The sequence below is a fragment of the Paracoccus mangrovi genome (genome assembly GCF_042648425.1).
GTDB lineage: Bacteria > Pseudomonadota > Alphaproteobacteria > Rhodobacterales > Rhodobacteraceae > Paracoccus > Paracoccus mangrovi.
In genome coordinates this window covers 1-23,816 of record NZ_JBHRXJ010000021.1, presented here as the reverse complement: position 1 = coordinate 23,816, position 23,816 = coordinate 1, and the positions used below count along the sequence as shown (strand labels likewise).

34 protein-coding genes are annotated in these 23,816 nt (G+C 59.9%); 15 read left to right on the top strand and 19 right to left on the bottom strand.

All coding sequences use genetic code 11. The features are described 5' to 3' along the window. Positions 1 to 22 precede the first annotated feature (22 nt). Genes ACFOMH_RS18810 through ACFOMH_RS18770 form a run of 9 tightly spaced genes read right to left on the bottom strand, consistent with a single transcriptional unit; the run spans position 23 to position 7,438 of the window. Positions 23 to 1,054, bottom strand: coding sequence for a type IV secretion system protein (locus ACFOMH_RS18810; RefSeq protein WP_377746409.1), 1,032 nt, complete (start codon positions 1,052 to 1,054; stop codon positions 23 to 25). After that, on the bottom strand, positions 1,054 to 1,629 hold the full coding sequence (locus tag ACFOMH_RS18805) for a hypothetical protein (protein ID WP_377746407.1): 576 nt from the start codon (positions 1,627 to 1,629) through the stop codon (positions 1,054 to 1,056). The genes ACFOMH_RS18810 and ACFOMH_RS18805 overlap by 1 nt, the downstream gene beginning before the upstream one ends. A 1-nt stretch (position 1,630) precedes the next feature. Next, on the bottom strand, positions 1,631 to 2,422 hold the full coding sequence (locus tag ACFOMH_RS18800) for a type IV secretion system protein (protein ID WP_101462268.1): 792 nt from the start codon (positions 2,420 to 2,422) through the stop codon (positions 1,631 to 1,633). Continuing rightward, positions 2,419 to 3,519, bottom strand: coding sequence for a lytic transglycosylase domain-containing protein (locus ACFOMH_RS18795; RefSeq protein WP_377746405.1), 1,101 nt, complete (start codon positions 3,517 to 3,519; stop codon positions 2,419 to 2,421). The genes ACFOMH_RS18800 and ACFOMH_RS18795 overlap by 4 nt, the downstream gene beginning before the upstream one ends. Positions 3,520 to 3,562: 43 nt before the next feature. Beyond that, a complete protein-coding gene (locus tag ACFOMH_RS18790) occupies positions 3,563 to 3,712 on the bottom strand; it encodes a hypothetical protein (RefSeq protein ID WP_156116963.1) in 150 nt (49 codons plus the stop codon). Between the two features lies 1 nt (position 3,713). After that, positions 3,714 to 6,059: a VirB4 family type IV secretion/conjugal transfer ATPase gene (locus ACFOMH_RS18785; protein ID WP_377746403.1), complete on the bottom strand. Its 2,346-nt coding sequence runs from the start codon at positions 6,057 to 6,059 to the stop codon at positions 3,714 to 3,716. Between the two features lie 10 nt (positions 6,060 to 6,069). Then, positions 6,070 to 6,348, bottom strand: a complete 279-nt coding sequence (locus ACFOMH_RS18780; protein WP_377746401.1) for a VirB3 family type IV secretion system protein — start codon at positions 6,346 to 6,348, stop codon at positions 6,070 to 6,072. Then, positions 6,348 to 6,656 (bottom strand): TrbC/VirB2 family protein, encoded by a 309-nt coding sequence (locus ACFOMH_RS18775; protein WP_377746399.1) that lies wholly within the window; start codon positions 6,654 to 6,656, stop codon positions 6,348 to 6,350. Before ACFOMH_RS18775 ends, ACFOMH_RS18780 begins: the two co-directional genes overlap by 1 nt. A gap of 11 nt (positions 6,657 to 6,667) precedes the next feature. Further along, on the bottom strand, positions 6,668 to 7,438 hold the full coding sequence (locus ACFOMH_RS18770; protein WP_377746398.1) for a lytic transglycosylase domain-containing protein: 771 nt from the start codon (positions 7,436 to 7,438) through the stop codon (positions 6,668 to 6,670). Between the two features lie 406 nt (positions 7,439 to 7,844). Between ACFOMH_RS18770 and ACFOMH_RS18765 the strand changes: the two genes are divergently transcribed. From ACFOMH_RS18765 to repC, 3 genes are all read left to right on the top strand, one after another. After that, positions 7,845 to 8,168 (top strand): hypothetical protein, encoded by a 324-nt coding sequence (locus tag ACFOMH_RS18765; RefSeq protein WP_377746396.1) that lies wholly within the window; start codon positions 7,845 to 7,847, stop codon positions 8,166 to 8,168. Positions 8,169 to 8,258: 90 nt separating this feature from the next. After that, positions 8,259 to 8,945: a hypothetical protein gene (locus tag ACFOMH_RS18760; RefSeq protein WP_377746394.1), complete on the top strand. Its 687-nt coding sequence runs from the start codon at positions 8,259 to 8,261 to the stop codon at positions 8,943 to 8,945. Between the two features lie 303 nt (positions 8,946 to 9,248). After that, positions 9,249 to 10,499, top strand: coding sequence for a replication initiation protein RepC (gene repC / locus ACFOMH_RS18755; RefSeq protein ID WP_377746392.1), 1,251 nt, complete (start codon positions 9,249 to 9,251; stop codon positions 10,497 to 10,499). Between the two features lie 66 nt (positions 10,500 to 10,565). On the opposite strand, the gene ACFOMH_RS18750 is transcribed toward repC, so the two are convergent. From ACFOMH_RS18750 to ACFOMH_RS18740, 3 genes are all read right to left on the bottom strand, one after another. Next, positions 10,566 to 11,153 (bottom strand): tyrosine-type recombinase/integrase, encoded by a 588-nt coding sequence (locus ACFOMH_RS18750; protein ID WP_377746391.1) that lies wholly within the window; start codon positions 11,151 to 11,153, stop codon positions 10,566 to 10,568. A gap of 273 nt (positions 11,154 to 11,426) precedes the next feature. After that, a complete protein-coding gene (locus ACFOMH_RS18745) occupies positions 11,427 to 12,074 on the bottom strand; it encodes an SOS response-associated peptidase (RefSeq protein ID WP_377746389.1) in 648 nt (215 codons plus the stop codon). Continuing rightward, positions 12,064 to 12,393: a hypothetical protein gene (locus ACFOMH_RS18740; protein ID WP_377746388.1), complete on the bottom strand. Its 330-nt coding sequence runs from the start codon at positions 12,391 to 12,393 to the stop codon at positions 12,064 to 12,066. The genes ACFOMH_RS18745 and ACFOMH_RS18740 overlap by 11 nt, the downstream gene beginning before the upstream one ends. Positions 12,394 to 12,475: 82 nt before the next feature. Between ACFOMH_RS18740 and ACFOMH_RS18735 the strand changes: the two genes are divergently transcribed. Then, on the top strand, positions 12,476 to 13,648 hold the full coding sequence (locus tag ACFOMH_RS18735; protein WP_377746387.1) for a DNA polymerase Y family protein: 1,173 nt from the start codon (positions 12,476 to 12,478) through the stop codon (positions 13,646 to 13,648). A 7-nt stretch (positions 13,649 to 13,655) separates the two neighbouring features. On the opposite strand, the gene ACFOMH_RS18730 is transcribed toward ACFOMH_RS18735, so the two are convergent. Beyond that, the gene (locus ACFOMH_RS18730) at positions 13,656 to 14,897 is read right to left on the bottom strand and encodes a hypothetical protein (RefSeq protein ID WP_377746385.1); all 1,242 of its coding nucleotides are present in this window, start codon (positions 14,895 to 14,897) and stop codon (positions 13,656 to 13,658) included. Between the two features lie 23 nt (positions 14,898 to 14,920). Next, the gene (locus ACFOMH_RS18725) at positions 14,921 to 15,742 is read right to left on the bottom strand and encodes a thermonuclease family protein (protein WP_377746383.1); all 822 of its coding nucleotides are present in this window, start codon (positions 15,740 to 15,742) and stop codon (positions 14,921 to 14,923) included. Between the two features lie 267 nt (positions 15,743 to 16,009). On the opposite strand from ACFOMH_RS18725, the gene ACFOMH_RS18720 reads away from it, so the two are divergent. From ACFOMH_RS18720 to ACFOMH_RS18705, 4 genes are all read left to right on the top strand, one after another. Further along, positions 16,010 to 16,636, top strand: coding sequence for a hypothetical protein (locus tag ACFOMH_RS18720; protein WP_377746381.1), 627 nt, complete (start codon positions 16,010 to 16,012; stop codon positions 16,634 to 16,636). A gap of 1 nt (position 16,637) precedes the next feature. Then, positions 16,638 to 17,240, top strand: coding sequence for a DUF6927 domain-containing protein (locus ACFOMH_RS18715; protein WP_377746379.1), 603 nt, complete (start codon positions 16,638 to 16,640; stop codon positions 17,238 to 17,240). Positions 17,241 to 17,304: 64 nt separating this feature from the next. Then, entirely contained in the window at positions 17,305 to 17,619 is a 315-nt protein-coding gene (locus ACFOMH_RS18710) for a hypothetical protein (protein ID WP_377746377.1), read from the top strand. Between the two features lie 59 nt (positions 17,620 to 17,678). Further along, positions 17,679 to 18,473, top strand: coding sequence for an N-6 DNA methylase (locus ACFOMH_RS18705; protein WP_377746375.1), 795 nt, complete (start codon positions 17,679 to 17,681; stop codon positions 18,471 to 18,473). Positions 18,474 to 18,602: 129 nt separating this feature from the next. Here the strand turns inward: ACFOMH_RS18705 and ACFOMH_RS18700 are convergent, their stop codons facing one another. Genes ACFOMH_RS18700 through ACFOMH_RS18685 form a run of 4 tightly spaced genes read right to left on the bottom strand, consistent with a single transcriptional unit; the run spans position 18,603 to position 19,953 of the window. Beyond that, a complete protein-coding gene (locus ACFOMH_RS18700; protein ID WP_377746374.1) occupies positions 18,603 to 18,845 on the bottom strand; it encodes a hypothetical protein in 243 nt (80 codons plus the stop codon). 34 nt (positions 18,846 to 18,879) lie between these two features. Then, positions 18,880 to 19,173 carry a DUF4156 domain-containing protein gene (locus ACFOMH_RS18695; protein WP_377746475.1) on the bottom strand — a complete coding sequence of 98 codons (294 nt, stop codon included), beginning with the start codon at positions 19,171 to 19,173 and terminating at the stop codon, positions 18,880 to 18,882. 20 nt (positions 19,174 to 19,193) lie between these two features. Continuing rightward, positions 19,194 to 19,394, bottom strand: a complete 201-nt coding sequence (locus tag ACFOMH_RS18690; RefSeq protein ID WP_377746372.1) for a hypothetical protein — start codon at positions 19,392 to 19,394, stop codon at positions 19,194 to 19,196. 10 nt (positions 19,395 to 19,404) lie between these two features. Then, complete coding sequence (locus ACFOMH_RS18685) at positions 19,405 to 19,953, bottom strand: helix-turn-helix domain-containing protein (RefSeq protein ID WP_377746371.1); 549 nt, start codon at positions 19,951 to 19,953, stop codon at positions 19,405 to 19,407. 115 nt (positions 19,954 to 20,068) lie between these two features. Between ACFOMH_RS18685 and ACFOMH_RS18680 the strand changes: the two genes are divergently transcribed. From ACFOMH_RS18680 to ACFOMH_RS18650, 7 genes are all read left to right on the top strand, one after another. Further along, a complete protein-coding gene (locus ACFOMH_RS18680) occupies positions 20,069 to 20,218 on the top strand; it encodes a hypothetical protein (protein WP_377746369.1) in 150 nt (49 codons plus the stop codon). Between the two features lie 23 nt (positions 20,219 to 20,241). Then, entirely contained in the window at positions 20,242 to 20,601 is a 360-nt protein-coding gene (locus tag ACFOMH_RS18675; protein ID WP_377746367.1) for a hypothetical protein, read from the top strand. Between the two features lie 28 nt (positions 20,602 to 20,629). Then, positions 20,630 to 20,797, top strand: coding sequence for a hypothetical protein (locus ACFOMH_RS18670; RefSeq protein WP_377746365.1), 168 nt, complete (start codon positions 20,630 to 20,632; stop codon positions 20,795 to 20,797). Positions 20,798 to 20,814: 17 nt separating this feature from the next. Then, the gene (locus tag ACFOMH_RS18665; RefSeq protein ID WP_377746363.1) at positions 20,815 to 21,111 is read left to right on the top strand and encodes a hypothetical protein; all 297 of its coding nucleotides are present in this window, start codon (positions 20,815 to 20,817) and stop codon (positions 21,109 to 21,111) included. A gap of 90 nt (positions 21,112 to 21,201) precedes the next feature. Further along, positions 21,202 to 22,413, top strand: coding sequence for a DUF1173 family protein (locus tag ACFOMH_RS18660; RefSeq protein WP_377746361.1), 1,212 nt, complete (start codon positions 21,202 to 21,204; stop codon positions 22,411 to 22,413). A 46-nt stretch (positions 22,414 to 22,459) separates the two neighbouring features. After that, positions 22,460 to 22,651 (top strand): hypothetical protein, encoded by a 192-nt coding sequence (locus ACFOMH_RS18655; RefSeq protein ID WP_377746360.1) that lies wholly within the window; start codon positions 22,460 to 22,462, stop codon positions 22,649 to 22,651. A 7-nt stretch (positions 22,652 to 22,658) separates the two neighbouring features. Continuing rightward, positions 22,659 to 23,237, top strand: a complete 579-nt coding sequence (locus ACFOMH_RS18650) for a hypothetical protein (RefSeq protein WP_377746358.1) — start codon at positions 22,659 to 22,661, stop codon at positions 23,235 to 23,237. Between the two features lie 319 nt (positions 23,238 to 23,556). Here the strand turns inward: ACFOMH_RS18650 and ACFOMH_RS18645 are convergent. Beyond that, positions 23,557 to 23,816, bottom strand: a 260-nt coding sequence (locus tag ACFOMH_RS18645; RefSeq protein ID WP_377746356.1) for a hypothetical protein, incomplete at its 5' end; no start/stop codon positions are given.

Here is a 23,816-nt window from a genome sequence, read left to right as displayed (position 1 = left end):
TTTGGCTCTTGGCCTTGTCTGCTCAGTCCTTGCCGCCGCGCAGCAGCCGCATCTGGTCGAATTTCAGGCGGATCGCCGCGCCGCGTTCGCGCAATTCGCGATCCCGGTCCTGTGCCTGTTTGCGCGGATCGTCCGATGTGCCGGCGCGCGCGGCACTGGCGATGGTCGCCACGTCGCGGATCTTCTGGGTGCCGGGCACGTTCTGCGCCGCCACCCCGAGGCTGCCCTGTCCGAGGCGCAGCGCCTGCGGCGTGATATTGGCCAGGTGGAAATGGCCGGTGATATTCGACGCCGCCGAGGGGATCGCCTTCAGCGCGAATATGCCGACGAAGACGATGACCAGAAAGCCGATCACCTGATCGATCGTGTCCACGTTATCTTGGCGAACAAATTGTTGCCGAGCCACGGCCACGATGGTTGCGATGACCGACGAGGCGGCAATCGGATACATCAGATAACCGACGAAACTGCTCAGCCAGGCCTCGAACATGTTCTTCGTCCGCTCGAAGATCGTCGCCACCATGGCAATCGGCGCCACCCCGATCAGGAAAGCCAGCATGATCTTGGCGAAACCGACGATCAACACATAGATGCCCATCAGCAGCGCCAGCAGTGCGAAGAAGAAGGCGCCGAGCACGCCGCGCATGATCGAGCCCTGTGCTTTGGCGACGCCATCTGCCGTATCTGCCATTTGGACCGCGAAATCATCCATCGCTGCATAAGTGCTGCTCTGACCTGTGGTTGCGGCAATGTCGAAAAACCGCATCGCCATATCGCCGCTGGTCGTGGCGAAGGCGTCATAGACCGGCCCGAAATTCGACCAGCTGAAGGCGAAGAAATAGACGAGGATGATCCGCACCGCGAGCTGGATCGAATCGCGCGCATTCATCTGGTAATAGCCGATGGCCATGTTCATGCCGACCAGCACCAGCAGGATCGTGCAGACGATGGTCATCACCGGCAGCATTCCCGAGGCTGTGGCCTCGAAAAACCGCTCACCGGCGGTCATGACGCTGGTGTCGATGGTGGTCAGGATATCGGTGACAATGCCCATCAGAATTTCCCCTTGCACATGGCTTCCACCTGGTCGCGCAACTCGTTGCCATCTTTTTCGTATTCGCCACCGATTATGAGGCGGTTCCAGTCGTCGCCATGTTCGGCGGCGATCTGATCCTTGATCTTTTGGACCTCGGCGAACGGCGCGACTTTGCCTGCGCAAGTGCAATCTTTGGTCGTCAATACCCGCTCATAGCGCGCAAAATCGTATATCATTCGATTGGCGTAAGCGTCTGGTGTCCCTCTGAAAAATTCCGCTGACTTCACCTCCGGCACTTTCTCGCATGTCTCGTAAAGGACATTCTCGGTCAGCGCCTCGGGCACGTCGCCAGTCTCGCCTGTCGGCGGCGACATGCGCAGATAATCGTCCTCGGCCTGCACTTCCTCTTCCGTCAGGCCGAGATCGGGGCCGGGCTCGTTGAAAATCTCGTCCAGCCCGGCAAAGGGATTGTCGTCAGCCTGTGTCACCAGGCCCTCGGGTGCGGGCGTCTCGCCCGGCCGCATCTGCGCCACCGCCACGGCGGCCAGAACGGCAAGGGCGGCAGTTCCGCCCAGGATCATGCGCTTCTTCATCTCAATCCTCCGGCAGCTTGATGGTCAGGTATTTCTCTTCATCGGCGGCAGTCGCGGCATCCATGATCCCAGCTTCGCCGAGGCTGACGGTCTGCACCGCCTCCATCGCCCAGATATTCGCCAGCGCGATGCCGAGCTCGCCGGTCACGCGCGTGTTGAGATCGATGGCTTCCTTCAGGTTCGTCGTGTCGCCGATCTGCTGCATGAAGCCGTCCATCCGGGTCAGGCTTTCCCGTGCCGCCTGCGACGAACTTTCAGCCGCCACCGACATGAAAGCGCCAACATTGGCCTGATTGCCGATCCGCGCCGCCGAAGGGTCGTCGCTACTCGCCAGCGCATCCACATCGCTGCGTTCGATGCCCGATTGTTCAAACGTCTTGTCCACATAGCCGCTGACACTGGTGCCGCCGATCTGACTGGCATTCGCCAGCACGCCGGACCAGTTGCCCGCCTTGGCGGCGTCGAGCGATTTCGACAGGTCCGAGAAATCGGGCAGGATATCGCGCAGGAAGCTGGCCGGATCGAGGCCGAGATCGGCCAGGCTCAACCCGTTGCGCAGCGCATCAAGCTGCGCTTCCAGTGTCCTGATCTGCTCAACCAGCTTCAGCGTCTGCTCGTCCAGCTTCACATTCTGCGCGATCTGCTCGCGCAGCTGAAGCTTCTGTTCGGCGATCATTTCCTGAAGCTTGGCAATGCTGGTCACGTCGATCGTCGGCACGCCCTGGCCGAAGGCTGTCGGCGCGGCCATGATCGCCAGCACGGTCAGGCCGAGTTTCATCTTCGTCAAAATCATGGCTGTAACCTCACCTGCAAATATTTTTCATCTTCGATATAGGCCTGGATCAGCAGCGCATTCCGCGCCGCCTCGATCTTCTGGCGCGTCGCCATCAGCCGGATCAGGATATTGCCCATCCGCGCGACCTCGCCCCGCGCATAGGTGTTCAGATCCATCGCTTCCTTGACCGACCCCGTGCCCTCGATCTGGCTGAGGATGGAGCGCAGCCGCGTGGCCGAGGCGGTCATCGTGTCCATCGACCAGGCGGCGTAATGCGCACCGGCATCCGACAGGTTCGAGGCCTCAGCAATCGCCAGATCCTTGGGGTCCAACGTGCCGATCGCATCGGCCGCGCCGCCCATGCGCGCAGCATAGCGGCTATAATAGCCGCTGATCTTGCGCACATAGTCCTGTGTTTCCTTATAGGGCGGAATGCCATTGTATTTCTGGACCGCACCCGGACCGGCATTATAGGCGGCAAGCGCCAGCTCCATCCGCCCGAACTTGCCAAGCTGTTCCAGCAGGTATCGCGCTCCGCCTTCCAGCTGAAGGCGCGGATCGTCGTAATAGGCCGGATAGATGCCGAGATATTGTGCCGTGCCGGGGATGATCTGCGTCAGGCCGAAAGCCGCCTTCGGGCTTCTCGCGCCGATGGAGAAATTCGATTCCTGCTTCACCAGTGCCTGAAACCAGCAGCGGAACTCGACGGTATTGATGCCCGCGCGGCCAAGCGCCGGATGACCACCGAACTTGATCGCCGTTTCCGCGATCATCTGCTCGATCGTCACAGGCGCATCGCCCATGATCCGGTCGACATAGGGATTGTTGTCGTCGATCGCATAGACCGTCGAGGCCGCATAGGCGCCGCCTGCGCCGCCGCCCTCTTCCAGACCCGGAATGAAGGCACTGGTGCCGGTCAGCAGTTCCAGCGTGCCATCGAGCGCCGCCAGCTGTTCCTCTTCCCGCGCCAGAAGCTCCGTCTGCCGCGCAGTTTCCTCGATCTCCGCAGTCCTGGTCTCATGGCCGGTGTCGAGTTGCAGGATGATGGCGAGAATGCCCTTGGCGTCGATATCCGGCACACCCTGGGCCAGCACCGCAAGCGGTGCCGCGGCCACGCTGGCCGCCATCAGCAGGCGGGTTGCCCGCCTGCCGGGCCGGTCACTTCGCCGCAGGAACATAGCGGAAATCGCAATCGTCTGACGGAAGCAGGGCCATGCTGGACCAGCAGTTTGATTTCTTGATCGGCGTCTCGCCACAGGCCGCCAGCAGCGGCAGGGCGGTCAGAAGCAGGATAATTGCCTTCGTCATCTTATTCGGTCCTCCAAAAATTCGGTTTCTTTGCGTAATCCTCGCCAAAAGCCTGTTTCGCGGCGGTGTCGCTGCCAAGCGCGGCCAGAAGCGGTCCCAATGCGGACAAATCCGCATTCAGCACCGTCGAACCTGTATGACCATTGAACAGCACTTCGCGCTGTCCACGCGATCCATTCAGCAGAAAGCCGATCTGGTTCTCGGTCAGGCCATAGCCGTCATAGTCCCGCTCGGTCGCGCGGCTGTTCGGAAACAGCATCCGGTTCGGGAGGCCTTCGAGGATCGACTTTGCCTTGCTGTCCCGGATCTGGCTCGGAAACTGCGTCATCAGGAACATCAGGACGTTCTGTTTCCGCACGGTAGGCAGCCATTTCGGAACCCGCAGCGAGAAATAGTCATCGTCCATCACCCGGCTGGCCTCATCGATCAGCACCGCAGTTGGCAGGTGATCCTCGAACATCAGTTCAAGACGCCGGAAAATATAGCTCAGCACCGCCGTCCGCTCGATTGGCAGATCAAGGATTTCCGTCAGGTCGATCCCGAGCACGTTGCCCTTGCCCTCGAAATCGACAATCGGACGATCCGCTTCGCCAAAGACCCAGCCATAGCGGCCCGCCGGTCCCCATTCGCCGATCCGCATGGCCAGTTCGCGGCCATCATTCACATCGCCGATCAGGTCCTGAAAATGCCGGAAGTCGCGTAGCTCGACTGGCGCCTGCCCGTTCTGCCGGATTGCCGACTTCAACGCCTCCGACTGCTGCGGCGTTAGCTTCTGACCGCCTCGTTCCACCAGCGTTGACAGCCAGTCCATCTGCCAGGCCTCGCCACGCGGGCCGCTTTCGGTCAGAAGCGGGTTCAACCCGGTCGGCTGACCGGCAAGGATCTCCGCATAGCGGCCCCCAAGCGCCGTCACCACCGGACGCAATGCCTTGTCCTTGTCGAAGAGGATGAGACGGATACCGGCCCGCATCGCCTGCGTTGCCAAAAATGCCATCGTTGTCGACTTGCCCGCATCGGAAGGACCAAGAACCAGCGTGTGTCCAAGCGTCGGGTCAGCCGGCGCAGGCTTACCGGGCTTATGCCAACTGAAGCGATGCGCGCAGCCACCAGCTGTCTCCATCACCGTGATCGGCGTCTGCCAGGGCAAGCCTTCTGCCGGGGTGCCGGCATCTTCCATGTGCAGCGAAGCCATATCGGCGAATGTGACTGTGCTGACGGCCATCTCAAAGCACTGATAGTCCTGGTTGCCAGGGTGCTGCGCGAAGAACGTCGCCTCCTGCGCGCGCATAGTGCGCGTCAGCGTCACCTTCATCCGCTCGGCGATGCCCCGGATATGCGACACACGAGCGTCCAGTTCCGCTTCGCTGTCCGCGAAGATCGTGATCGACAGCTGGTGCGCGCCGATCCCGAGTTTTCCAGTCTCCACGTCATCGGCAGCCTGGAGCAGTTGCGCCTCGATCGTCGGCACCAGATCGCCAGCGGCACGGATCTGGTTGACGCGGCGCTTCACCCGCCCCGAAATCTTGTGATTTGCGACCGGGGTGAAAGAATGGCAGATCACCGTGTCAATCGAGGTGTCGAGCGCGTCGAGCATCCCCGGCCAGGTGGTTTCACTGTATTTCCAGATCGCCAGCGTCGCCGCATATCGCGGCCGGTCGAAACCTTCCTCGACCTTCATCGATCCCCTGTTCGGATCGAAGGCCACGGCGATATTCGACACATCCTCGGCGATCATGGTCCGCGATCCACGATATTCCTTGCGCAGAACCGCCGTGTTGATCGCCGACAGGAAGCCGAGAAGGCTTCCGTCACCGATCTTCAGCCGGCGCGTGCGAACCGCAAGGCTTGTCTCGATGATCGACACAACCTCACGCAATTCGTGCAGCCGCTTGGCCGTATTGTTGTCGAGAAGGCGGTTTGCCGCCTTCCCGAAGAGCGGCACCCGCAAGGGCTGCACCTGGTTGCGAACGACTGTCAGCACCAGCACGAAATCATGCAGGTTCCTGCTGGCCAGATGCGCCTGCCAGGCACGATCCACATCCGCCGCAAAGCCGTCACCACGGATCGGCTTCAATCCGAACTCGGCAGGGCGCATCATCCGGTGGACATAGATCGTGAAGCGTTCGTCAAGCCCGTCGAGGACATGTGCAAACGCCCGCCGCAATTCGCGGATATCGCCGTCCGAACTGGTCGTGCCGTCGATGCCAGTGATCTCCATCGCCATCATCAGGCCGTTCTCGCGGGTGCGGATCGTTTCGTCATCGGCTTCCAGCACATAGGGCATGTGCCGGTAGAGCTTCATGTCGGCCGGCAGGACCGCCCGCGCACGTTCGCTCAACTCGTTCATGTCGCGGGCGTTAAACATAGCGACGCACCCTCATTTCCCTGGTTGCCGCCAGTTTCGGCGGCGTCCGCTGAAAAATGACGGCCAGCACACGATGGCCGTGTGGATTGATGATCGCGGCGACACGGGCTGCCGGATACCAAAACAGGCCGGTCAACAGCCATGGCATCCACTTGAACCAGATGAAGGGCAACATGATTAGCGCCCCGACCGCCAGCATATAGGGCATGGGCAGGCCAGCTAAGTTGGCCTGCCTCGAAAGCCCGAGAATGACGGGGGTTCTCTCGGTCATCAGGTGAACAATGCCTTCAGCTGCGAGACGAGGTTGGTTGCGCCGAATGAAAAGAATGCGCCGACGCAGATCATCAGCACCCACATCCAGCTGATGCGGTTGAAGGCTGCCAAGAGCCCTGTCACGATCAGAGCCACCGTGAAGAAGATCGTGATCGGGTTGCCCTTGAGCCAGGTCAGAAAGCTCGTGCCAAGCTTGTCGATCTTGCTGAACTGGACCTGCTGGGCCATAGCATCAGTCGCAACCAGCCCAACAAGCGCAACCACAAGGAGGCACAATGCCAATTGCGTGAAATTCAATTTAGTCATGGCAAATCCTTTCATTTTTCTGCCATCAATCGAGCGTGATGCGACAGGATCGTCACCACGTAATTTCTTGTTTCGCGATAAGGTGGGACGCCGCCATATTTCTGGACGGCGCCGGGGCCGGCGTTATAAGCGGCAAGCGCCAGCGTTGGAGATTTGAACGTGCCAAGCTGCATCAGCAGGTAGCGGGCACCGCCATCCAGATTCTGCATCGGATCGCCCGGGTCGACGCCGAGCTTCGCCGCTGTTCCGGGCATCAGTTGCGCCAGGCCGCGAGCACCCTTCGGACTGACCGCCTTCGGATTGAACCGTGATTCCTGCCAGATCATCGCCTGGAATAGGGCCAACCACTCCGCCCGGGAGAGACCGGCGGCGGAAATCGCCGGGTGGTTCTGATATCTCGCTGCGGTCGCACGCACCCCTTCCAGCGGCGTCGAATAGTCGCCGACCGCCCCGCGCGACGCGATGAAATTCATCTGACCCGATGTTGAAACGCCCGCAGGCTCAAGTTCTTCTGCTGCTTGTTCCTCTGGCTTCGTGGGCACGATCAGCTTTCCGCGCTGATCGTATCGATAGATGGCGCGCGGCCGCGTATCCGCCGAAGCCTGTTCGCCTCCGGACGAGGACCCGAAACGGATCACATCCGCCTGGGCCCCCGCCACCAGCAGCAGGGAGGAAAGTGCTGCTGAAAGTAACCGGCTATTCCACCGGCTTATTGCTGCGCGGAAGGCAGTTTGTCCGCCTTCCGCCTTCTCTGAAGGGGATGTTGACACCATCGCATCCAAGCTGAAGGAGCAGGGTGACAACCCCGAACACCGACCTGATCTGTCGGGGTTCTTCCTCGTTTCGCTGAGTGACAAGCACCCGTTCGATATCGCCCGTGGGCGACACGGCGCGGATGTGCCAGACGCCCAGGTAATTGTTGCGCGCGGAGTTTGGCCGAGGTTCCTCGGCGCACACGACTTCTGCGGCATATCCGCGTTTGAACAGTTCCCGCATTCCCTCTTCACTGACACCATTCCGGATCATGTTTCTGGCTTGCATGTCTTCCCCATTGCTCACGCGCAAGGCGAAGGGTGCCCCCTTGCTACACGACGACGTGAGGTTTATCAATACTATTGTTGTGATAAAATTAAGACGCTATGAAAAGGTGTCTTTTGGGGCAACTGGCGGAGATATACCGTGGGGCATATGAAGAACGGATTGTCAATGATGTGCACTGTCGCATCTTGCCTCTTTTTGTCATTTTTTCCTGGCCGATCGTTCGCCGTCGAAGTCTGCTATCCCCCGGAGCTGCCCTTCGTTCCGGCGTCCGATGCCGAGCTTCTGGAGTTCGCGGATATCATTGACGCCGAATATCAACGATATTTCAAATCGATAACTGATTACTTCACCTGCATGGATCGCAGCAGGCAGGAAGCCTTCAACGAAGCCAAGTCAAACACCGGCCACTATGCCGCGTTTCTTGAGCGCCTCGAAACGCTCCGAAAAGAACAGGCCGGTTCGTCTGATTGATAGCTGCCGCCCGGAATTGTGGCAACTGTATTGCTTCAATCAGAAGGCGCGTGTATCACTGCATATGTATTGAATACACGGAGTCGTGAAATGTCTTCTAAAAACAGACTATTGGCGACCGTTGCAGCCCTGACCGTTCCGATACTCACGGCTCTGCCAACGCCTGTCGTCGCCTATCCAATCGATTGTGCCATCCTGCTCTGCCTTGCGGGTGGCTGGCCCGGATCGGCGGAATGCACCGCCGCCCGCGCCGAGTTCATCCGCCGCATCACTCCCTGGCCGGTCGAGCCTCCCCTTCAGATCTGGCGTTGCCCCATGCGGGCATCGTTTCCGGCACAATCGCCGGTCGAGCGCATCTGGTCCATCAGCACAACCACACTTCCGGCCCAGAGCTACAAGCCGCAAAATCAGCTTGCGCGAAATCTCGCCGTCCGGGTTGCCAGCGGACAAAGCGCTGATGTCGATATCTCGGACCCGACCTATGATTTCGTGCGCTCGATCAAGGTTTATGACATTGACTGGGCGTCGCGCGCCGGCTGGACGAGCAACGGCGATCGCGAAGTTTGCTACATCACACGATCCCGAGTGCGGCTCGGCAGCTACGGACTTCAGGGTGATTTTGATTGGGGCGGTCTCAGCATCACCGCCGCGCCATCCTGGCTCGACATGAACCTGCACCCTGAAGGGCCTTGTGTCGCGGCTGGCCGATTTCGGGGCGTTGGCGTTGAATGGACCGATTATTTCGGCACCCACGGCTTCGAAGTCGTTCGCTACTAGATATTGCGGCGGAATTACGAGGCAGATCAAGAATTGCCCGCAACCCCTATACGCTGTAGCTTCTCGGGTTAAGACAAAACAAGAATCATCGAGCGAGGATCAACCAGACCCCAGAAAAAGCGAACCCCCGCGCGGGGAACCCGGCGGGGGGGATCATGCAAACAGGTCGCCAAACCTGAATAGCCCATAACACAGGCTCATTTGTAGTCCCTCCCGAAAAGCAGATCAAGAGAAAAACGCGCCTGCGCGAACAGAGAAAATTTGCCCGGATTTCCTGCGCCTGACCATTACAGGAGCAGTGATATGACAATGATGAAAGCGGCCCAAACCGCCCCCAGACCGTCCCGGCCAGTGCTGCCGGATGGCATTACCTTCAATCACCTGGTCGAGCTGATCGAGCGACACGCCCGCGCGGCCTTCGGTCTTGGTCTTGCCCGGCGAGATGCGCTCTTGCGCATGATGCGCGCTACCTCAGTGCACGATTGGACCGATCCGCATCGCGATCCGGTCTGCTTCCGTGCACAGCAGGATCTTGCCGCAGAGTTGGGAATCACCGATCGCGCGCTGCGCAGCCATGAGCGGCAATTGCAGGCCCGTGGCCTCATCGAGATCGACACAGCCGCTGACGGCCATCGTTCCGGTGTCGAACTCGCTGGCGGCCGTCGCCTCGGCATCAACTTTGCCCCACTAATCACCCGCGTCCTCGATCTGCTCGGCTTCGATGCAGCGCGACAGGCCGAACAGCGCCGCTTCCAGGCACTCCGGCTCGAATGCTCTGCGGCCAAGCGCGATGTTCGCCAGTTGATCGAACGCCTGATCGAGATCGACCCCAGAAATGAGATACTCGCATCAGCCTTGCAGGATTTCGCGCGATGGCCCCGGCGCTATGCGTCGTTCCGAAGCATCGGGGCGCTTGAGGCTCATCTACAGGAGATCAGCTACACCCGTGATCTGCTTGCCGAAGCCCTTCCATGTCAGGAAGAATCTTCCGGCGTGGCGGAATCCCAGATTCCGGCGATCATAAATACAACCATAAATATATCTGAATCCTGTAGCGGTTCCTCCGCCAAGATCATACGGACGGCCCGCAAGCGGGCCGAAAACAATATTTCAACGCCAGTGCCTTACGGCACCGGCGAGTGCAGAGAACAAAATGATCTTCGACCTGGCGACGGGCGCAAGCCTGAACTGACCGAGACTTTTACACCGGATCAACTTTACCGCATGGCGTCGGATGACATGAGGCTTTACCTCGATGTGGCATGCCGACCAGGGGAAACGCTGATCGATCAGCATTTCATCAAAGCGGCGATCACGATCCTGCCGGATCTCGGAATACACCCGACCACGTGGGAAGCCGCCGCGGAAACCATGGGCAATCTTGCTGCCGCCCTGACTGTCCTGGTCATCGACGCCAATCGGTTCCGCGACGTTGGTCCGGTTCGCAAACCCGGTGCCATGCTCTGCGCCATGACGCGGATCGCCGCGCGCGGCGGGTTGAACCTGCATGGCAGCCTCATCAGGCTGAAACAATGGAAGATCTACGGGAAATAGGTGCCTTCTGGCTGATCCAGCGTGCAACAAACGACATCCAATATGCGCGATGCATTTTTCGGCAATCTACCACAATCCCTCGAAACGGGCAGCAGCAGTGCGCGTGTAATGAGCGGTGTGCCGAGGATCGCGGTGTCCAAGATAGTCCTGGATCAGCCGCAAGTCGTGCCCCTTGTTCGCCAGAGCGAAGCCGCAGGAATGCCGCAGCATGTGTGGATGGACGTGACCCAGACCGGCACGTTTTCCGGCCGAGGCCAGGATGTAATTCACCGCCTGCCGTGTCATCGGTTGCTTCCGCTCGGACACAAACAGCCAGGGCAAGCCGTCATCGCGCTTCACCAGCCACCGCCGGATCGCCCGCAGCTCGTCACCTGCAACAGGCTGTTCGACACTGAGGCCCCGCTTCAGCCGCGGCACCCAAAGCCGCGATTGATCGAGATCGACATGCTCGCGGCGCAAAGCGATGGTTTCCGAAACCCGCAGGCCATGACGGAACATCATTAGGATCAGCAAATGATCCCGTGTGCCATGGCGCCCCTTTTTCGCCGCACCGAGCAGCTGGTCGATCTGGATCGGACCAAGGAAATCCCGGCTGCGCTCGTGATCGTCTGCCGCCGTGGCAACCACACTTTTTACATTTCGCCGTTCGGTCATCTTCGATCCGGATTTCACTTGGTTCGCAAGTCGCCCACAAAACCCGCCCTTCCGGTGGCGGTCATGGGAGGTCTCATGAAGAACTCTTTACAAAATGCGCTCTTTGTAAAGAGTTGATCTGTGCGCCGGTCCGCCATCTACCGCTGACGCTCACAGCGCAGGTTGACCACAGGCTGACGCTCGATCCGTGATCGTCTCGCTTTCAGCCTGCAAGGGCTGCTGCGGAAAATCCCAGGGTCATTTCCTTGCCGCCTGGACAACCTGCGCGATGCTTCACCCATCCGGGAGCACGAACATCCGGTCGGATGGATAGGGCTTCAGCAAAGCGAAGGCCGCGTCGTCGTCTCCTTCGAGCCAGGTGTCGTAATCCTCGGGATCGAGGATCACTGGCATTCGCAACGGATGAACAGGTTTCACCAGGTCGTTCGCGACCGTCGTCACCATCGTATGCGTGAGCCACCCGCCTTCCTCGCCATCGACGCCGGGTTGGCCCGCGCGCCAGAGACCCGCAAAAGCAAAGGGTGACGGGTTGCTTTCCTGTCCGACGCCGAACCACACATCTATGGCGGGGCTGCGCCCCTTCGTTTCGCAAAAGGCACTGGCAGGGATCAGGCAGCGCCGATTCCGAAAACTGTCCTTCCAAAGCGGCGCCGTCCGCAGCTTGTCATCGCGCGCATTGTTCCAGGCCGCCGGCTTGATCGGCTTGCCGGTCTTTTTCGAGACCTGGGGCGTCAGAAAACCCCAATGCATCCGCACCAGCTCGCAATCACCCTCCTGGGTCAGCCGCACCACCGGTGCCTCGTATTTTGGCCAGATCGCGGGCAGAGGCTCGGCATTGCCTAAGCGATCATGCTCACGCATTACCCGGAAATACTCCCGCATCACGATCTGCTCCAGGGTGTTGGCGTATTTATTGCACATTGCCTGACCTCGCCTTGCCGTCTCCATGCCCCGCCGCCAGCAAATCGGCGATCCGGGCCAGTTCGCGGATGCGGCGCGGCGCCGGCTCCCAGGTCGCACCACGCCTCCATGCGTCCCGCAATATGTCGCCTTTTGGGTGATTTTTGCAAAGCAAATCAAGCGCCGCGGTGACCTCGGCTGTTCGAGGATCGCGGCTTGCGGCACCGGCGGCGGCCCGCTTCAGGGTTTCGATCGCAGCGGTGATCGCCTCGCGGCCCGCGATCTGCTCCGACCAGGCCCCGCCGAACGCGACGTTTCTCAATTGCTGCTTGCGATCCATGGGAACAAAAATAGAACATGGAGCCGAAAACACCATCCGGCAGGTTTAGCGCATGGGTCCGTTCCGCATCCTATATCTCGACATGAACAGCTTTTTCGCGAGCGTCGAACAGCAACTCAACCCGGCTCTGCGCGGTCGGCCGGTGGCGATCACTGCCGTTGATTCGGAATCAGGCGCCTGTGTTGCCGCCTCCTATGAGGCCAAGGCCTTCGGCGTGAAAACCGGCACCAGCGTGCGTGATGCCCGCCGCCTCTGCCCTGGCATTACCTTTCTGCCATCCCGTCATCGTCTTTATGTCCGCTTCAACCTGGCCGTCGCGGATGTGCTCGATCGCCATGCCGAACTGACCCATATCCGCAGCGTCGATGAGTTTCAGCTGGCCCTGTCCGGCGAAGCCCGCAGCCTTTCCGGCGCTGTCGATCTCGTCACCAGCCTAAAGGCGGCGGTCGCGGCCGAGGTCGGCATCTGCTTGCGGTTTTCCGCCGGAATCGGGCCAAATCATCTGCTGGCCAAGATCGCAGGCAAGCTGGAAAAGCCGGATGGTTGCCGCTGGCTATCCCCGGACAACATGCCCGAGGCCATCGCCCATCTGTCTCTGGATGATCTACCGGGGATTTCAGAAGCGATGAAGGCCCGGCTCTATCGCGCCCGCATCTTCGATATTCCGAGCCTCTATGCACTCGATCCGCGCCACGCCCGGCTGATCTGGCGATCCGTTGAGGGCGAACGCTTCGTGCGGATGTTACAGGGCATGGAAATCCCGCTGATCGCCACAGAACGCGGCGGCTTCGGAAACAGCAAGGTGCTGGCACCCGAGTTCCGTGATCCGGGTCGCGCCTATCATGTTGGCCGATGGCTGGTCGAAAAGGCGAGCGCAAGGCTGCGCCGCGATGGTCGCGTTGCGGCGCGGTTCAGCCTGACGGTCAGTTTTCTCTCCGGCGGCACCTGGGCGAGGAACGTCAGCTGCTTTCCGACGCAGGACACAGCCATCTTTCTCCGGCTCCACCGTGCGCTTTGGGTGCGCCTCTGGCGCAGCGCCCGGCCCGGCGCAATCATCAGCCTTGGCGTCCATCTGGGCGATGTTGATCTTCTGACCGCGCGGCAGGGGGATTTGCTTCTTCCCCTCGCGCCAACCGAACTGACGCGCGGCGAGCAGGTTTCAAAGGCGCTCGATCAGATCAATAACCGCTTTGGCGATGGAGCGATCAGGTTCGGCATCAATGCGCCGCATCCGGGGTTCTTCGAGCGGGGATGATACAGCTTCATTCTCGGCCGGTTCCCTTCACAACCTTATAGAGCCGACCAGCTGGCCCATCTTCTCCCGCAGTTCCGATGAACTGCGGCATTATCCAGATGATCTTGACCAGCTCCAGACCTGTGCCATGTCTCTGCCGCCTGAAATGTCCCGCACGCCAATGGGCGCTTCGTCCGGAATTATTGTGATCTGCACCGCCGCGAGACGCCCGCCGAAGAACATCTTCGCCCAGGACGATCCGGCGAACGCTGGAAAACCCCTGTCGCTTCAGGTCTGCGGCAGCATTGCGCCGCGCCTTTGGCGTTTTTGCGGCGTGAAGGCTATCCAGTGACCGGGTTGGCGTATCGCTTGGCCAGACATCTTCATGATGCTCCATCATGCCGGATTCGTCTGAAAGTGCACATAAGACACCAAGAACCAGCGCAAGGGCGTCTCGCGCCGGACCAAGATTTTGCTTGTTGAAATCTGCGGATCGTTCATAACCCGACCTTTCAGGGGCCACCAATTCGATGCCGTGGGCCATTGCTTCAGGTTGCGTATCGACAATACCGGCGCGGAATGCATCGTCACGATCCACATCGAGTTCGAGCGTGATTTCTCCGCTGTCGATGGCGAAGCCTAACGCCTCGGCAAAGGTCTGATCGTCAGCCCCCATCATGTTCAAAGTATAATGCGGTTCCCATTGAAGCGGCCAATGTTCAAAATATCCGGGCTTCAAGGCCGAAAGACGATCTTTCGTCGTCAGACAAACCTCTACCCTGATACGCCCGTCTGTCGGATCGACACTTCGCAGATCGACATAGGCACCATCAACCTCCCATGCAGATTCACGCTCTTCCGACCCGAAGAATATCCCCGTGCCACCCTCGAAACCGACGTAAAATCGCGGAAAGAGTGGCTTGAGGTCTCCAAGACGAACGCCGGCGAGCGAGGTCTTCTTCAGCATGTCGCGCACGGCAGGCTCGATCGAAAAGACGCTGAACCCATCGCTGTGCAGGCCACCGAGGCGAACCGCCAGCTCGCCGTGAGCCATCATTACGCTGTTTCCGCGTGGCCGATCATCGAAAGAAACCTTCATTATTTCAGAATTATAGAGCTGGATGAGAGCATCCAGCAGGCTCTGCAACTGCTCCATCGTCGGCAGCTGGCCCCACCCACGAACATGCCGCGCAGCGGTTGCCGAATAGGAAGGCCAGTTCTTCGCAGCGCGCGTCGGGTGAAACTGATCCCGCATAAAACCGACCGTCATCCTAACCCTCGTAATCGGAATATTCAGCGCCAGACCGGCGCCCGCCAGCCTGCTGCAATGGCTTCATCCTCGGAACAGAACCAGCGTTCACCCTTTGACGTGTTGATCCGGGTCTTTCCATACCAAGGCGACCAAGGCGGGTGATAAATCTTGCCGCCAGACGAAATATTGCCCTTGATCGGGCAGCCTTCAGGCGCTGCCTGCGCTGCCTCGGCCCATTTTCGTGCGCGATAGTCCCAGGGGGCTTCATAGTCACCCTGCCAGATCCCGATATGCGCCTGGCGTGCGACAGCCTCTGCCTCGACATAATCGACAGAATAGCGGGTAAAGGCCCATGCCAACCCTTCTTCCACCAGCACCGCACCAATATCCTGATCGCCTGTGCTGCACCTGGCGATCGTTCGGCCATAGCGATCCTGATCGAGAGGCGTGCAGGACACGTCACCTTCCGAAATCAGCGCATCAAGACGGTTAAGGGCGTCCTGGCCACAGTCCCAATCACCACACCGCTGCCCAAATTCCGGGGCATCGATGCCATTGATCCTGATCTGCAAGCCATCCAGGTCGAAGGTGTCGCCATCCACCACGCGCGTTTGCGCGCCGATGGCGGCCGATGCCGTGATGGCGATGATTGCGGCGAAAGCGAAATGTCGGGTCAGTGTCATCGGATGATCATCGGCAACTTCTGAGCACGGGACAAGCCTTTCCGCGCAGTTGAGGAAGATCCGGGTGAGGCCCGCGCGGGACGCGCGGTCCACGATGATCTGAAGCCGGGCCGGGGAATCGACCGGGCAAGCCCGGCTCACCCCCGGCACGACACCTTTTCTGTTGGTTTCGTCCGCCACGCATCCCTGCGTCTGCCGGTCAATGGCCAAGCGCCGCGCGAAGCGCGTCGTCGTCCAGGCGGGCCGTGTCCTCGGCTTCGCCTGCGGGCCGCGCCAACCCCGCCTTCCCGAGCCATGACAGTCAGCCGCAGGGCCGCGGGCAGGGCTGCGCCCTCCCCGCTCTGCTTTCCGAAAGGCATGGGCCTTTCAGAAAACAGAGCAGGAAGGTCCGCCCATTGGCGGAAAGGGGCACAAGACCCCGCCGCTGTCGCAGAAAAGGAAATCACCATGTTTCATAACTTTGATGGTCTGACCCGTAACGATGGCCGCTGGCTGAACCTCTGGGCCGCATTCGATATCACCGGAGAATATCTTGGCACCTTCACGCTGGACGAGTTGCGTCAGAAGGCCGCGCAGGCTGGCAAATGGGTCAGCGCCGTTCAGTATCGCCGGGCAGGCCAACAGATCGACGAAAGCGCGCTTGCGCAGAATTTCAACGGCCTGCCCTCCGGCGCAACCATCTTCGATTTCACAGGCTTTCGCGTGTCACCCGCCCGCAACATGGTCGGCAGCATCGAAGTGTGCGATCCCGGCGAACACAGCTTCTGGTCGGTCTACGGCTTTCACCGGGAGGCCGAGGAATGGCAGATCGTCCATGACGCCACATCTGCCGAAATTGGCGAGATCCTTGCCCGGATCGTTGATCTGACCGGCGAGGTGATCGAATACCGCGACCTGTCCCATGCCTATGCCAATACCCGCCTGCCCGATCTTGTCGACCTTCTGGCGCAGCGCATTCTGGATGAAATCCCCGATCAGGACGACGCGGATGCGCGCACGGATGACGCTGACGCCCATCCGCTAGAAGAACTGCGCGATCTGATCCTGTTCGCCCTTAACGCGCGGAGGGGCTGATATGGGCTGGCTCATCTATCCCGATACCCCCGCCTGCATCCGCGATGAAATCGCCCGGCTTTGCACATGGGACAGCGAGAATGGACGGGGTTTTCCCGTCCTGATCAGCCGCAAAGGTGCCGTCTGGTATGCGGCCGTTCGTGCCGACCCCGCCGCCGGGCGGCTGGAAACCGGACTGGACCCGACCGGTCAATTCGAGACTGACGCGACCGGCGGTTATGTCTTCGCCTCCGTGTTCCTGACCACCGCCGGACGGGGCGAATGGGGCTACAAGGATATGGACGAAACCAGCGGCCCCGTGGAGTCCGAGGCCCCGGCGAAGCTGCTGGACCTGCTGTCGCCGACAACCGCCGAGTATGCCCTCGCATGGCGGAAGCGGTGCCGAGACAACGCCGCGCGCAACAATCGCCGCCTGAAACCCGGCGATACGATCCGCTTCGCGGCGCCCCTGCGCTTTGCCGATGGCAGCGAAGGCCAGACCTTCCGTGTCCGCAAGGAACGCTTCGCAGGCGCACACCGGGCAATGACGTTCTTTACCTGTGTCGAGACGGGCAAAGATTGCCAGATCGGCCGCATCATGTCCCGCGACTGGACGCGCATCTGACCTGCCCGCGCCGCGCCCAGGGGCGCGGTGTCACCCCATCACCCGAAATTCAAGGATCAACACAATGACCCATGCACGGCAGATGATCACCATCCCAAACAGCCTCTATGGCGATCAGACCGTGACCGCCTATTGCCGGTCAGGTTTGGGCGTTTTCAAGCAGCACAAACGCTGGCAGGTGGTTCATGTCGCATCCGGCATGAGCATCGGCGGCGGGCGGGGCGGTGATCGCCGCACCCGGAAAGGCGCATTCGCGATCATGGACGCGCTTCTGCAAACGCCGGTCGATTGGTCGAAGCCCTATGACCAGATCCGCAATGACGTGGCCGCCAGCAAGACGGCCGTCATGCTGGCCTTGAGCGCATCACGCGATCAGTGATGCCCGCGCGCCGCGCCTGACGGCGCGGCCCCCTGCCCCATCCCGACAAGGATTTTGACATGGCCCATCCCGCCGTGACCGCATTCGTGCGCGCCCTCGACCAGTTCGACCGCTCGAAAACCCGCACCGAAATCTTCCGCCTCTTCTGCGAAATGGCCTATTGCGCCCTAGCCAAGCGCGCTTCGCCCTTCGCCGATCAACAGGACCGGCTGGAAGCCGAGTATATGGCCTGTGTCGGCAGGTTCCCGAATAAGGACGATGTGCGCCGGATGCCCGAAATGATGGCCACCGCCATCAAGGCCATTGCCGGCGGCGGCATCGACTTCATAGGCCAGGTCGCGGCCGAGATCGGCGCGCTCGATGCCGGCCTCGGGCAGTTTTTCACGCCCTATGAGGTCAGTCGCCTGATGGCTGAAATGAGCCTTGGCGATGCGGCTGCACAGATCGAGGCGCAGGGTTTCATCACCGTTTCCGAACCCGCCGCAGGCGCGGGCGGCATGGTTCTGGCACTGGCGGATGCGCTTGAAGCGCAGGGCTTCGAACCTGCCCGCCATATCTGGGTTGAAGCCGTGGAACTGTCCCGCAGCACCTTCCATATGGCCTATATCCAGATCAGCACACGCGGAATCGCTGGACGTGTCATCAACGGGAACAGTCTTTCGCTGGAAACCTATGATCGCGCATTCACCGCTGCTGCGCCGGTGTTTTACGGCCTGCACGGCGATCCATTCGCGAAACAGAAGGACGCTGCGCGCCGTGCCGCACAGGCCGAGGAAGAGGCCCGCGCCCGGACGCGCGAACTGCTGCGCAGCGCAGCGCCGGTCCAGGCCCGTGCCGTCTGGCAATACGATTGATGTGGACCACCGCGGCGCCTATCCTGCACGAGAACGAAAGGGGATCGTCGATCCGCTTTCCTGATTTCCTTCTGCGACGAAGGTTCACTTGGGCCGCCCTCGGGTGGCCTTTTTCTTTGCCGGTGTAGCCTATCTCGGAATGACCTTGTCGACCCCAGCCTTTGGGCTTGGCCGTATTTCGATCAGTGACGACATGTATATGCCGAGCAGCATCAGGAGGCCCATCACGGCAATGCCATAAGGCCACGCCTGAAGCTTGGGAACGATCTGCAACGCCTGCAATCCAAACAGAAACAAAATTGGTGAAGCAAGAACGGAAAGACGGGCGATGATCACCGCGAGCCCAGCAAGACTTACCCTAATTTCTTCCATATCAAATCTCCTCTCAGCTCTTTCGGGCACCTTTCTAGGAGCTGCAACGATAGGCATCGGCCTGAACTACTGTTGATGAGATTGATGTAGACGTGGCTGACACAACGAACGCATCCCCGCCCATCTGCGCTACCGCATTGCGCACCTTGTTGAACGCGCTGCCTACGTCCATAGCCTCATCGATTCCCATACTTTCAGAACCCGTAACCGACCCAATAAACTGACAGTTATCTGCCGCATGAAGCGAAATCTGCCTGACCTTTTTGCCGCTCTGTGACAATTGTGTGCTGCAGGCGGACAAGATAAGGATGGCAGCTACCGGGACCATTTTTCGCATTTAAGTGCACCTCAGTTGGAAGCGTCTTGATTATCAGCAATATCATTCAGGACGTGTGAAATTGCGATCAACTGTTCTTTCATTGCAGTTGCCTCGCCAGCAGGCACGACAAAGACCTTCTCGCCGTCCACCATTTTTGTGCGAGTCTGCCAAGTTAACCTGTCAGCGATGTTTGCTGCATTTAGCGCTTGTGCCCTCAGATTCATATTCATATCTTCCACCTCATCTGGAAGCCGCGCGCAGTTCGCGCAGCTTGCGTTGCAGGGTCGAAACGCTGACCTTCAGGCGCTTCGCCATATCCTGACGGCTGACGCCATCGGCCAGCATGTCTTTGAGCATCTTAGCCTGTTTCGGACCCCATTCCACAGGGGGAATGCCGCCCAGGTTTCCGCTTTCAGCGCGGGCCTTGCGCATCTTGGCGATGGACGCCTTGCGGTTCTCGTGGTCGGCCTTCATGGCCACATCAAGCGCGGCCTGTGTCTCCGGCGTGAAGGAAAGCAGCACATCATCATCCAAAACACGGATCACCGCGCCACGTTCGGCCACAGCACGGAGAACGCCCAGAACGTCGCTGGCGACGGTGCCCAGACAGGCAGCGGTGGCCACGACCAGCTCGTCACCGGGCGTCAGGGCGGTGATGGCGAAATCGCGGTCATCCTTGAAAACCCGCTCATGCGGATCGTCCATGTCGAAGCCTGCCGCGCGCATTGCGGTGATCTGCTTCCTGATAGACGTGGCTGCCGATTTTGTGGTCATGTAGCCAAACTGCATGCTGTTCCATTAAATGTCAATGTAGGATCATTGACACCATGATACAGCAATGATAGGTTGATAGGCAAGCGGATCGGCAATCCTGCCCGATCTTCCATAAACGCCGGAGAAAAGCATGGCCGATAAGAACATCAATGATGAGGTCACCGCACTGAAGGCCGAGGTGCGACTGACAAAGGGGCTCGCTATTCTTGCCCTCGGCGTAGGACTAAGTGTGTGTGCCGGTATCGTGATCGGCGCAGTAATCGTCAGCCTTTCCAACTGACGCCAAGGGTAAAGGAGGACCGAATGGCTGCGAACTGGCGCTGCCGACTGTTTTGGGGAAACCCCTTCACCTCACCGCCCGATGGGCGCCCTCGAATTGTCAAGGCAATCTTGTGTGACAAGCCGTATCCAATTCCGAGAGAGATACAGGAGATGAGCGGGCCAGGAAGCGACTTCGCACCAGGAACAGGCTGGACTATCGGCTGGGAGTGTATCGAGCAGCGCCCTGTTAAGCGTTGGAGCACGAAGGCAAAGGCGCGGGTGCGCAAGCTCAACCTTCAGCGCAGAATTGAGAAGAGGTTCCCGCTTTTTGCGGCGGATTTTATTGCCACCGAACTTGCTCGCCGTCCGCGATACTTTGCAGGCGAGGACGTGAACCACTGACACATTCCATCAATCGCCGGAGGGTAAAATGCTCCACACCAACCACGATTTTTTCGGACTTGAGGCCACCCGCATCAGCGTGAACAGTGACGTCTGGGCGCTCTGGGATGGCGGGCAGATGGTTGCAGACTACGTGCTGACGGACGAGCTGCACGGCGAAGCCGCCGCATATCGCTATCGGCAATCTTCCACCTGACGCCCAAGGAGGCCGACATGACTGCAATGGAGTTTTTCTTTCTATTGGTGTTCCCGATTTCCCTCATCGCCTTTGTTGGCGTGAGTTTTCTAGCTTGGATGTTTCTCAAGCTATCTCCCCATGGCGGACTATGGTTAGTTATCGCGATGGTCGGTGGTCTTGTCGCCGCTGGCGTTTACGGGATCGGCGGCGCTGTCGATAAGCCAATCATCCAATCGCTGATCTTGTATGCTGCTGGTCCGGTTGTAACAATATTTTTCATAGTCGGAGTTTTGTTCATATTTCTCGCTCCGTCGAAAGACGCCCAGGGTTGACATGATCGACAGCGCGCGGCGCACGATGCGAATTTACCGCTGCGGACGGGGCGCTCGACCAACACCAGTTCATTTTGATGAGAGGTAGACATGACCTCAATTGCTTCTGCCGGTGCCAACAGCCGCTATCGGCTCGGTCCCGACACTTTCGACGCCGCCTCTGCCAACTTGCAGCAAATTCTTGCAGCCGCCCACCAGAACAAGACCCGCCCGGTCTGTCTTTGCTCGCCCTCCGCGCCTCTCATGTATGTCGCAAAAATTCAGGGCGAATATTACCTGAAGAGGATGCCCGGCACCGGACACGTCCATGATCCTTCCTGCGACAGCTTCGCCATGCCACCGGAACTGTCCGGGCTCGGCCAGGTCGAAGGCAAGGCCATCGTCACCGATGACAGCGGTGATACCACGATCAAGCTCGATTTTCCTCTTTCCGTGCGTGGCAGTCGCGGACCGGTCCCGAGCGCGGGCGCCGGCGAGGCGGATACGGCCGAGGCCAGCCCGAGCAAGCTCGGCCTTCTCGGCCTGCTGCATTTCCTTTGGGATGCTGCTGAACTGTCAATGTGGAGGCCAGCCTTCGCCCGCCGATCCTGGCGCGTCGTTCATCGCGAACTGATCGCCGCTGCCGAACGCGCGAACGCCAAATCCATGCCGCTGTCGTCGGTCCTGTTCGTCCCTCCGCCGTTCTCCGTCGACAAGAAAGACGAACTGGCCGCTGCGCGCCGGCGCTTCCTGCATCACCTTCAGCCAGTCAAGGGCAAGCCCATGCCACTCGGCGTCCTGGTCGCCGAGCTGAAGGATATGGAGCCGTCGCAATATGGTCGGCGGATGCGCTTCAAGCATCTGCCCGACATGGCCTTCTTCATGGATGAAGATCTGTGCAAGCGGTTCGACAAGATCGCTGGCGACAAGATCCGCGACGTGGAAGCCGTTGAAGGTGCACATTCGATTATCATCGCGACCTTCAGTATGCGCGGCAATTACGCCGAAATCCGCCAGATCGCCGTCATGCCGGTGACAGAGCAATGGATTCCGTTCGACCATGATCGGGAACTGCGCCTGATCGGCGCCATGCTCGATCGCCGTTTTTCCAAGAGCCTGCGCTATAACATGCGCGTGGATGCGCCAATCGCCAATGCGGTGCTGCTCGACACCTCGCCACCCACCGCGCTCTACTGCCCTTCGGAGGCTATCCTGCCCGAAGCCGAGGCTGAGCTGGTCGAGATCGCCAAGGATGGCGTCTATCCCGCCTGGCACTGGTCGGCGGAAGACGACGACATGCCTCGTCTCCCGGCACCAGCCTAGTGCTGACCTTTCTCAGCTGCACAACCAACTTCAAACGGAGATTTTCATGAAAGCCCTTCTCATCATCATGCTGCTGCCAACCGCCAACACATCAACAAACATCAGTCCCGAGACAGTAGCGGTCGAGGTCGCCAGCGTTGAAGCCTGCGAGGCCTACTCCGCTGGTATTACCGCCCTGCACGCTGATATCGGAGATCCGCGCGGGTTGATCGTCAAATGCCTGCCCGAAAAGCAGTAAAGGTCGGATGGCCATGACAGCCCCAGCCCTTGATGCACGGATTGAACACATGCTTTCTGCAAGCACTCCTTTTAATCCGGACTATTTTCAGATTCCCGCGATCCGCAACGCCGTCGCAGCCATCGGCCAAAGCGGATATGCCATCCGTGTGGACAATTTTCGCGATCAGAAAGTGTCTGAAAGCATCGGTCGACTCGGCATTGCCGTCTTCTCTGAAAAGCACCCGCCGCTCATCTATCTGATTCTCGGCCTCAATCCGAACGATATCGAGCTTGCCGACACCATCTTTCATGAGGCCATGCACTGCACCGCTCAGGCCCTCGGTCGGCATGAGACCTTGCCTGAAGATGACAATACCGGCGAAGCCTGGCTAGAAGAACTCTGCGTCCATTCCGGGCTTTGCCAGCTCTATCCCAAGCTGAAAATCCCAGAAATGCGGCAGATTCATCGCCGCAATAAGGAACGTCATGCCATGCTGAAGCGCAAGCTGGCGACGGGCATCCCCGTCGAACACGTTGATCTGTGGGATAGACACGGCATCGATGCCGCTGAACATCTCTATGCCCTGATCCGCAATCACTCTTAATCGGGCGTCACCCTACGGGCCGCGCCCCCGGCTGACGCCCGAGCTGATCGGGTCGATGCGGGCGCCTGCGGCTGGCGTCTGCCCGTCTCGTTCCGAGCCAGTCATACACCTGCCGGTGCTGCCCGCCCTGCCCCGACGATCTCGGCCCTTCGGGCGGGACCGCTGACGCAATGTCGCGCATCCAGGCAATGTCGATAACTGTTTCAGCCTCTTTTGTGGCTGGATAACTTATCGCGACCCGTCAGGCCGGTTGTCCAGGCGGCAAGGAAATGACCCCAGGAATTTCCGCAGCAGCCCTTGCAGGCTGAAAGCGAGACGATCACGGATCGAGCGTCAGCCTGTGGTCAACCGGCCCCATGCACATCTTCCGCACAGCTGAAGAAAATCCGGGTGAGGCCCGCGCTTGTGCGCGGTCCAGGATGATCTGAAGCCGGGCCAGGGGATCGACCGGGCAAGCCCGGCTCACCCCCGGCCCGACACCTTTTCTGTTCGTTTCGTCCGCCACGCATCCCTGCGTCTGCCGGTCAATGGCCAAGCGCCGCGCGTGCCGCGCGTCGTCGTCCAGGCGGGCCGTGTCCT

What these genes read in the sequence shown, in the direction of transcription:
- ACFOMH_RS18810 (WP_377746409.1), bottom strand. Translation starts at nt 1,054, where the DNA reads ATGGGCATTGTCACCGATATCCTGACCACCATCGACACCAGCGTCATG.
- ACFOMH_RS18805 (WP_377746407.1), bottom strand. Translation starts at nt 1,629, where the DNA reads ATGAAGAAGCGCATGATCCTGGGCGGAACTGCCGCCCTTGCCGTTCTG.
- ACFOMH_RS18800 (WP_101462268.1), bottom strand. Translation starts at nt 2,422, where the DNA reads ATGATTTTGACGAAGATGAAACTCGGCCTGACCGTGCTGGCGATCATG.
- ACFOMH_RS18790 (WP_156116963.1), bottom strand. Translation starts at nt 3,712, where the DNA reads ATGACGAAGGCAATTATCCTGCTTCTGACCGCCCTGCCGCTGCTGGCG.
- ACFOMH_RS18785 (WP_377746403.1), bottom strand. Translation starts at nt 6,059, where the DNA reads ATGAACGAGTTGAGCGAACGTGCGCGGGCGGTCCTGCCGGCCGACATG.
- ACFOMH_RS18780 (WP_377746401.1), bottom strand. Translation starts at nt 6,348, where the DNA reads ATGACCGAGAGAACCCCCGTCATTCTCGGGCTTTCGAGGCAGGCCAAC.
- ACFOMH_RS18775 (WP_377746399.1), bottom strand. Translation starts at nt 6,656, where the DNA reads ATGACTAAATTGAATTTCACGCAATTGGCATTGTGCCTCCTTGTGGTT.
- ACFOMH_RS18765 (WP_377746396.1), top strand. Translation starts at nt 7,845, where the DNA reads ATGAAGAACGGATTGTCAATGATGTGCACTGTCGCATCTTGCCTCTTT.
- ACFOMH_RS18760 (WP_377746394.1), top strand. Translation starts at nt 8,259, where the DNA reads ATGTCTTCTAAAAACAGACTATTGGCGACCGTTGCAGCCCTGACCGTT.
- repC (WP_377746392.1), top strand. Translation starts at nt 9,249, where the DNA reads ATGACAATGATGAAAGCGGCCCAAACCGCCCCCAGACCGTCCCGGCCA.
- ACFOMH_RS18750 (WP_377746391.1), bottom strand. Translation starts at nt 11,153, where the DNA reads ATGACCGAACGGCGAAATGTAAAAAGTGTGGTTGCCACGGCGGCAGAC.
- ACFOMH_RS18745 (WP_377746389.1), bottom strand. Translation starts at nt 12,074, where the DNA reads ATGTGCAATAAATACGCCAACACCCTGGAGCAGATCGTGATGCGGGAG.
- ACFOMH_RS18740 (WP_377746388.1), bottom strand. Translation starts at nt 12,393, where the DNA reads ATGGATCGCAAGCAGCAATTGAGAAACGTCGCGTTCGGCGGGGCCTGG.
- ACFOMH_RS18735 (WP_377746387.1), top strand. Translation starts at nt 12,476, where the DNA reads ATGAACAGCTTTTTCGCGAGCGTCGAACAGCAACTCAACCCGGCTCTG.
- ACFOMH_RS18730 (WP_377746385.1), bottom strand. Translation starts at nt 14,897, where the DNA reads ATGACGGTCGGTTTTATGCGGGATCAGTTTCACCCGACGCGCGCTGCG.
- ACFOMH_RS18720 (WP_377746381.1), top strand. Translation starts at nt 16,010, where the DNA reads ATGTTTCATAACTTTGATGGTCTGACCCGTAACGATGGCCGCTGGCTG.
- ACFOMH_RS18715 (WP_377746379.1), top strand. Translation starts at nt 16,638, where the DNA reads ATGGGCTGGCTCATCTATCCCGATACCCCCGCCTGCATCCGCGATGAA.
- ACFOMH_RS18710 (WP_377746377.1), top strand. Translation starts at nt 17,305, where the DNA reads ATGACCCATGCACGGCAGATGATCACCATCCCAAACAGCCTCTATGGC.
- ACFOMH_RS18705 (WP_377746375.1), top strand. Translation starts at nt 17,679, where the DNA reads ATGGCCCATCCCGCCGTGACCGCATTCGTGCGCGCCCTCGACCAGTTC.
- ACFOMH_RS18700 (WP_377746374.1), bottom strand. Translation starts at nt 18,845, where the DNA reads ATGGAAGAAATTAGGGTAAGTCTTGCTGGGCTCGCGGTGATCATCGCC.
- ACFOMH_RS18695 (WP_377746475.1), bottom strand. Translation starts at nt 19,173, where the DNA reads ATGGTCCCGGTAGCTGCCATCCTTATCTTGTCCGCCTGCAGCACACAA.
- ACFOMH_RS18690 (WP_377746372.1), bottom strand. Translation starts at nt 19,394, where the DNA reads ATGAATATGAATCTGAGGGCACAAGCGCTAAATGCAGCAAACATCGCT.
- ACFOMH_RS18685 (WP_377746371.1), bottom strand. Translation starts at nt 19,953, where the DNA reads ATGCAGTTTGGCTACATGACCACAAAATCGGCAGCCACGTCTATCAGG.
- ACFOMH_RS18680 (WP_377746369.1), top strand. Translation starts at nt 20,069, where the DNA reads ATGGCCGATAAGAACATCAATGATGAGGTCACCGCACTGAAGGCCGAG.
- ACFOMH_RS18675 (WP_377746367.1), top strand. Translation starts at nt 20,242, where the DNA reads ATGGCTGCGAACTGGCGCTGCCGACTGTTTTGGGGAAACCCCTTCACC.
- ACFOMH_RS18670 (WP_377746365.1), top strand. Translation starts at nt 20,630, where the DNA reads ATGCTCCACACCAACCACGATTTTTTCGGACTTGAGGCCACCCGCATC.
- ACFOMH_RS18665 (WP_377746363.1), top strand. Translation starts at nt 20,815, where the DNA reads ATGACTGCAATGGAGTTTTTCTTTCTATTGGTGTTCCCGATTTCCCTC.
- ACFOMH_RS18660 (WP_377746361.1), top strand. Translation starts at nt 21,202, where the DNA reads ATGACCTCAATTGCTTCTGCCGGTGCCAACAGCCGCTATCGGCTCGGT.
- ACFOMH_RS18655 (WP_377746360.1), top strand. Translation starts at nt 22,460, where the DNA reads ATGAAAGCCCTTCTCATCATCATGCTGCTGCCAACCGCCAACACATCA.
- ACFOMH_RS18650 (WP_377746358.1), top strand. Translation starts at nt 22,659, where the DNA reads ATGGCCATGACAGCCCCAGCCCTTGATGCACGGATTGAACACATGCTT.